Source organism: Geodermatophilus sp. SYSU D00696 (genome assembly GCF_054050235.1).
In genome coordinates this window covers 67,281-74,064 of the sequence record NZ_JBJGYY010000024.1, presented here as the reverse complement: position 1 = coordinate 74,064, position 6,784 = coordinate 67,281, and the positions used below count along the sequence as shown (strand labels likewise).

The following is a 6,784-nucleotide window of genomic DNA, read 5'->3' as shown; positions in this document are numbered from 1 at the left end:
CCCCCCCCCCCCCCCCCCCCCCCCCCCCCCCCCCCCCCCCCCCCCCCCCCCCCCCCCCCCCCCCCCCCCCCCCCCCCCCCCCCCCCCCCCCCCCCCGCGTTCCAGGGACCGAGACCGAGGACGGGCGGACGTGGACGGGCGGGAGCCGGAGCGGGCGAGCATCTGGGACGCCGCCCACCGGCAGACGACGATCGGCCTGCTGACCCTCGTCACCCTGGTCGCCTTCGAGGCGATGGCCGTCGGGACGGCGATGCCGCGCGCGGTCGCCGAGCTCGACGGCGTCGCCTGGTACGCGTGGCCCTTCAGCGCCTTCCTGGTCGCCTCGGTCGTCGGGATGGTCCTCGGCGGCGAGGTGGGGGACCGGCGGCCACCGGGACCGGGCGTCCTCGCCGGCGTGCTGGTGTTCGCCACCGGCCTCCTGGTCGCCGGCCTCGCCCAGCACATGGCCGTCCTCGTCCTCGGCCGCGCCGTGCAGGGGCTCGGGGCCGGCGTGGTCATCGTGCTGCTCTACGTCGTCGCCGGACAGGCCTACTCCTCCCGGCTGCGCCCCCGCCTCTTCGGTGCCTTCGCGGCAGGCTGGGTGCTGCCGGCGCTCGTCGGGCCGCTGGCCGCCGGGCTGGTGACCACCTCGGTCGGCTGGCGGGCGGTCTTCCTGGGGCTGGTGCCGCTCGTCGCGGCCGGCCTCGCGCTGCTGCTCACCGCCGGTCCCGGCGAGGCGCCCGCCGGCGGTCCGGCGGCCCCGCGCGGGTACGGCCGGGTGGCGTGGGCGCTGCTGGCCGGCGGCGGCATCGCCGCGCTGCAGTACGCCGCGCAGCGGCTGGACCTGCCCGCCGTCGGCATCGCCGTCCTCGCGGCGGCCGGCCTGGCCGCCGCGCTGCGCCGGCTGCTGCCGCGCGGCACCGTCCGGGCCCGCCCCGGCATCCCGGCCGTCGTCGCCGCGCGCGGCCTGCTGGCCGGTGCCTTCTTCGGCATGGACGCCCTGCTCCCGTTCGTCCTGACCGAGCAGCACGGGTGGAGCGCGGCCACCGCCGGGCTGCCGCTGACCGCCGGCGCCGTGGGCTGGGTCGTCGCCGCCCAGCTGCAGGGGCGGCGACCGGACGTCCCGCGCCAGCGGGTGCTCCGGCTCGGGTGCCTGGTGGTGGCGACGGGCCTGGCCGCCACGGCGACGATCGCCGTCCCCGCGCTGGGCGGGTGGCCGGCGTACCTGACGTGGGCGCTGGCGGGGGTCGGCATGGGCCTGGGCATGCCGAGCGTCGGGGTGCTGCTGCTCGACCAGTCGCCGGAGGCCGAGCGGGGGGCCAACTCGGCCGCCCTGCAGATCTCCGACGTGACCGCGTCGGCGCTGTGCATCGGGCTCTCGGGCGTCCTGGTGGCCGGCGCCGCCGACGCCGGCGGCCCGCTGTGGCCCGCGGTGCTCGCGGCGGTCGCCGTGCTGACCCTCCCGGCGCTGCTGGGCGCCCGGGTGGCCGGGCGCACGGTCGCTCGACCGGGCAGGTCCGTCGTGCGCGACTAACCTGGGCCGGTGACCTACCTCGACCACGCGGCCACCACGCCGGTGCTCCCCGAGGTGCTCGCCGCCGTGACCGAGCAGTGGGGCCGGGTGGGCAACGCCTCGTCGCTGCACGCCAGCGGCCGCGCCGCGCGCCGGGCCGCCGAGCAGTCCCGCGAGCGGCTGGCCGAGGCGCTGGGTGCCCGCCCGTCGGAGGTGCTGTTCACCGGCGGGGGCACCGAGAGCGACAACCTGGCGGTCAAGGGCCTGTACTGGGCGCGGCGGGAGGCCGACTCGCGGCGCCGCCGGCTGGTGGTCAGCCCGGCCGAGCACCACGCCGTCCTCGACAGCGCCGAGTGGCTGGCCAAGCACGACGGCGCCGAGGTCACCTGGGTGCGCCTGGAGCCGACCGGGCGGGTCACGCCCGGGGCGCTGGCCGAGGCGCTCGGCGACGGCTCCGACGTCGCGGTGGCCAGCGTGATGTGGGCCAACAACGAGATCGGCACGGTCAGCGACGTCGCCGCCCTGGCCGACGTGGCGCACGGCGTGGGCGTGCCGCTGCACACCGACGCGGTCCAGGCGGTGGGCCAGGTGCCGGTCGACTTCGCCGCCAGCGGCGTCGACGCGCTCACCGTGACCGGGCACAAGCTGGGCGGGCCGATGGGCGCCGGGGCGCTGCTGCTGCGGCGCGACGCCGAGTGCATGCCGCTGCTGCACGGCGGCGGCCAGGAGCGCGACGTCCGCTCGGGCACCCTCGACGTCCCGGCCATCGTGGGCCTCGCCGTCGCGGCCACCACGGCCGTGCGCTCCCGGCCCGAGCGGGCCGCGCGGCTCACGGTGCTGCGCGACCGGCTGGTGGCCGGCGTGCTCGAGCAGGTCCCCGACGCGCAGCTCAACGGCGCCCCGCTGGACGACGTCGTCGCCGGGGAGCCCGGCCGGCTGCCGGGCAACGCCCACCTGTCCTTCCCCGGCGCCGAGGGCGATGCGCTGCTCATGCTGCTCGACGCCCGCGGCATCGAGTGCTCGACCGGCTCGGCCTGCAGCGCCGGCGTCGCGCGGCCCAGCCACGTGCTCACCGCCATCGGGGCGGAGGCCGGCCGGGCGCGCAGCTCGCTGCGGTTCAGCCTCGGCTCGACGAGCACCGACGCCGACGTCGACGCGCTGCTGGCCGTGATCGCGCCCGTGGTAGAGCGCGCCCGCCGCGCCGGGCTGGGGCGGTAGTGCGCGTCCTCGCCGCGATGAGCGGGGGAGTGGACTCCGCCGTCGCCGCCGCGCTGGCCGTCGACGCCGGCCACGACGTCACCGGCGTGCACCTGGCGCTCTCGCCGGACCGGCAGACGCTGCGCAGCGGCGCCCGCGGCTGCTGCAGCGTCGAGGACGCCCACGACGCCCGCCGGGTCGCCGACGAGCTGGGCATCCCGTTCTACGTCTGGGACCTCGCCGAGCGGTTCACCGAGGACGTCGTCGACGACTTCGTCGCCGGGTACGCGGCCGGCCGCACGCCCAACCCGTGCCTGCGCTGCAACGAGCGGATCAAGTTCACCGCGGTGCTCGACCGGGCGCGGGCGCTGGGCTTCGACGCGGTCGTCACCGGCCACCACGCGCGGCTCGAGGACGGGCAGCTGCGCCGCTCGGTGGACGCGGCCAAGGACCAGTCCTACGTGCTCGGGGTGCTCACCGCGGGGCAGCTGGCCGGGGCGGTGTTCCCCCTGGGCTCGATGACCAAGGAGCGGGTGCGCGCCCTCGCCGCCGAGCGCGGGTTCGCCGTGGCCGGCAAGCCCGACTCGCACGACATCTGCTTCATCCCCGACGGCGACACCCGCGGCTTCCTCACCCGGCGGCTGGGCGCGCGGCCGGGTCCGGTCGTCGACGCCGCCACGGGCGCCACCCTGGGCACGCACGAGGGCACCCACGGGTTCACCGTGGGGCAGCGGCGCGGCCTCGGCGTCGCCGTCGGGGACCAGCGGCCGCGGTACGTGCTGTCCATCGAGCCGGTCACGCGCACGGTGACCGTCGGGACCGCCGACCTCGCCGGCGTCGACGTCGTCCGCACCGGCCCGCCCACCTGGACCGGCCCGGCCCCGCGGCTGCCACTGCGGGCCGAGGTGCAGCTGCGGGCGCACGCGGCGCCGGTCGCCTGCGAGGTGAGCGCCGGAGCCGACGGCGGGCTGGTGCTCGCGCTCGCGGAGGCTCAGCGCGGCGTCGCCCCCGGGCAGTCGGCCGTCCTCTACGCGCCCGACCCGGTCCGCGGTGACCTGGTGCTGGGCCAGGGGGCCGTCGCCGGCTGACCCGGACGCCGCCGGACGGTCACCGGAGAGGTCTGGTGTCGGAACGGTTCGTCACCTACGGTGTCCGGCGAGCCACTCCCCGCACGTCCTCCGGAGGACCCCCTTGCGCCGAACGCGCTACCCCCTGGCCGCCGCCGTCGCGGTGGCGACCACGGCCGGTCTGCTGGCCGTCCCCGCCGCCGCGCAGGCCGCGCCCAAGGACGTCACCGTCCAGCTGCTGGCGATGAACGACTTCCACGGCCGCATCACCCCGCAGGGCGGCGCCGACGGGTCGCTGGCCACCTCGCCCGGCCCCGACGGCGTCTACGGCAACGCCGACGACGTCACCGTCCCGGTCGGCGGCGCCCAGCACGTCGCCGCCACGGTCGAGCGGCTGCAGACGACGTTCAAGGACACGACGCAGGGCCCGTCGACGTCGTTCTTCGTCGGCGCGGGCGACCTGATCAGCGCCTCCTCCTTCGAGTCGAGCGTCTACAAGGACGAGCCGACCATCGAGGCGCTCAACGCCATGGGGCTCGACGTCTCCTCCGTGGGCAACCACGAGTTCGACCGGGGCACCGAGGAGCTGCGGCGCGTCTCCGGAGCCACCGACGGCACCTTCAGCGACGACGTGACCGCCTGCGAGGGCATCACCCCGGGCGTCGACGGCTGCTTCGGCGAGGGCGAGCACGCCTTCCACGGCGCCGAGTTCCCGTACCTGGCCGCCAACGTGATCGACAAGGCGACCGGCCAGCCGATGCTGCCGCCGTACCAGGTGTTCCGGACCCCGGCCGACCAGCGGATCGCGCTCATCGGCGTCGTCACCGAGACCACCCCGACCATCGTCTCGCCCGACGGCGTGGCCGACGTGACCTTCATCGACGAGGCCGAGGCGGTCAACCGCTGGGTGCCGGAGCTGAAGCGCCAGGGCATCGAGGCGATCGGCGTGCTGGTCCACGAGGGCGGCGCGGTCACCGACCCGAACGCCGCACCCGCGGTGGACAACTGCACCGGCCTGACCGGCCCGATCGTCGACATCAACGCCCGCACCTCCGCGGCGGTCGACCTCATCGTCAGCGCGCACAGCCACACCGCCTACAACTGCCGGCTCACCGACCCGAGCGGCCAGCCGCGGCTGGTCACCCAGGCCGGCTTCTACGGCCGGCTGCTCACCGACATCCGGCTGACGATCAGTCGCACCACCGGCGACGTCGTCCGCTCCGCCACCTACTCGGCGACCAACGTGCCGGTGACCCGCGAGGCCGCCGATCCCGAGGTGCAGTCGATCGTCGACTACTGGAACGCCCGCGCCGCCGAGACCCGCAACGTCGTCGTCGGCGAGGCGACCGCCTCCATCGGCAACTCGGTGTCGGCCCAGCGCCGCGCCGAGCAGCCCATCGGCAACCTCGTCGCGGAGGCCCAGCTGCAGGCGATGCAGCAGGAGCAGTTCGGCTTCCCGGTCGTGGCGTTCATGAACCCCGGCGGGGTCCGCGCGAACATCGAGGCCGGCGACGTGACCTTCGGCGAGCTGTTCGCCGTCCAGCCCTTCGGCAACACGGTCAACGCGATCACGCTGACCGGCGCGCAGATCGACGACGTGCTGGAGCAGCAGTTCCAGGCACCCGGCGGCCCGCGCAACAGCCAGCTGGTCCTGGGCACCTCCGAGGGCTTCGCCTACACCTACGACCTCGACCTGCCCTACGGCGAGCGGGTGGTCGACACCTCGATCAGCATCGACGGCGTCCGCGTCGACCCGGCCGCCTCCTACCGCGTCGTCGCCAACTCGTTCCTGACCGCGGGCGGTGACTCGTTCACCGCGTTCACCGGCGGGACGGGCCTGACCGTCGGACCGGTCGACGTCGACGCGCTGGTGGCCTACTTCGAGGCCAACTCCCCGGTCAGCCCGCCGGCCGCCAACCACGGCACGGCCATCTGACCGACCGCACGACCCGGGCGGCCGGGGCACGGCGGCGGCGGTACTAGCGTCGCCGCCGTGGCCACCCCGACCGAGCCCGAGACCAACCCCGACCCGAGGCCGGTCCCCGCACCGTGGGGGCCGGCCTCGGGCGTCGGGTCGCTGCCCGGGACCGACCCGGCCGAGGCGCTGCGGGTCGTCCTCGGCGAGCTGCCCGAGCTGCCGCACCTGCCCGAGCTGCCCGCCCGCGGTCCGGGTGCGGACCTGATCGGGCGCAGCGCGGCCCTGCTGGTCGACCTCGCCGTCGACCTGACCCCGGCCGGGTGGCGGCTGGTGCCGCGCCCCGGCATCGACCTGCGGCGGGCGCAGGAGCTGCTGGCCCGCGACCTCGACGCCCTGCACGACGTCGCCGCGGACCACCGCGGGCCGCTCAAGGTGCAGGCCGCCGGTCCCTGGACGCTGGCCGCCGGGCTGGAGCGGGAGCGCGGAGAACGGGCGGTGGTCGACCCCGGCGCCCGGCGCGACCTGGGTCAGTCGCTGGCGGAGGGCGTCGCCGCGCACGTCGCCGCCGTCGCCGCCCGTGTCCCGGGGGCGCGGGTGGTCGTCCAGCTCGACGAGCCGTCCCTGCCCGCGGTGCTGCAGGGCGGCCTGCCGACGGCGAGCGGGTTCGGCCGGCTGCCCGCCGTCGACGCGCCCGACGTCGAGAGCGAGCTGGCCGCCGTCGTCGCGGCGGTCCCCGGGCCGGTCGTCGTGCACTGTTGCGTCAACCGGGCGCCGCTGGACCTGCTGCGCGCGGCGGGCGCCGCCGCGCTGTCGTTCGACCTCGGGCTGGTGCAGGACCTCGACGCACTGGGGACCGCCGTGGAGGCCGGCACCCAGCTGTTCGCCGGTGTCGTGCCCGGCACCGACGCGCCGCTGCCCGCGCCGAAGGCGACGGCCTCGCGGCTGCGGGCCTGGTGGCGCGAGCTGGGGTTCCCCGCCGACGACCTGCACCGGGCGGTCACCCTCACCCCGTCGTGCGGCCTGGCCGGGGCGAGCCCCGCGTACGCCCGCGCGGCCATGGCGCACGTCCGCGAGGCGGCCCGGTACCTGCTGCCGGAGTGACCGACACCC

General features: G+C 77.1%; 5 protein-coding genes. All 5 read left to right on the top strand.

The features are described from left to right. Positions 1 to 130 precede the first annotated feature (130 nt). On the top strand, positions 131 to 1,513 hold the full coding sequence (locus ACI79O_RS16025) for an MFS transporter (RefSeq protein WP_456914639.1): 1,383 nt from the start codon (positions 131 to 133) through the stop codon (positions 1,511 to 1,513). Between the two features lie 9 nt (positions 1,514 to 1,522). After that, a complete protein-coding gene (locus ACI79O_RS16020) occupies positions 1,523 to 2,710 on the top strand; it encodes a cysteine desulfurase family protein (protein WP_456890485.1) in 1,188 nt (395 codons plus the stop codon). Continuing rightward, the gene (gene mnmA / locus ACI79O_RS16015; RefSeq protein ID WP_456890486.1) at positions 2,710 to 3,777 is read left to right on the top strand and encodes a tRNA 2-thiouridine(34) synthase MnmA; all 1,068 of its coding nucleotides are present in this window, start codon (positions 2,710 to 2,712) and stop codon (positions 3,775 to 3,777) included. Before ACI79O_RS16020 ends, mnmA begins: the two co-directional genes overlap by 1 nt. Before the next feature lie 103 nt (positions 3,778 to 3,880). Then, complete coding sequence (locus ACI79O_RS16010) at positions 3,881 to 5,692, top strand: bifunctional metallophosphatase/5'-nucleotidase (protein ID WP_456914638.1); 1,812 nt, start codon at positions 3,881 to 3,883, stop codon at positions 5,690 to 5,692. A 57-nt stretch (positions 5,693 to 5,749) separates the two neighbouring features. Next, the gene (locus tag ACI79O_RS16005) at positions 5,750 to 6,775 is read left to right on the top strand and encodes a methionine synthase (RefSeq protein ID WP_456914637.1); all 1,026 of its coding nucleotides are present in this window, start codon (positions 5,750 to 5,752) and stop codon (positions 6,773 to 6,775) included. The last annotated feature ends 9 nt before the right edge of the window (positions 6,776 to 6,784 follow it).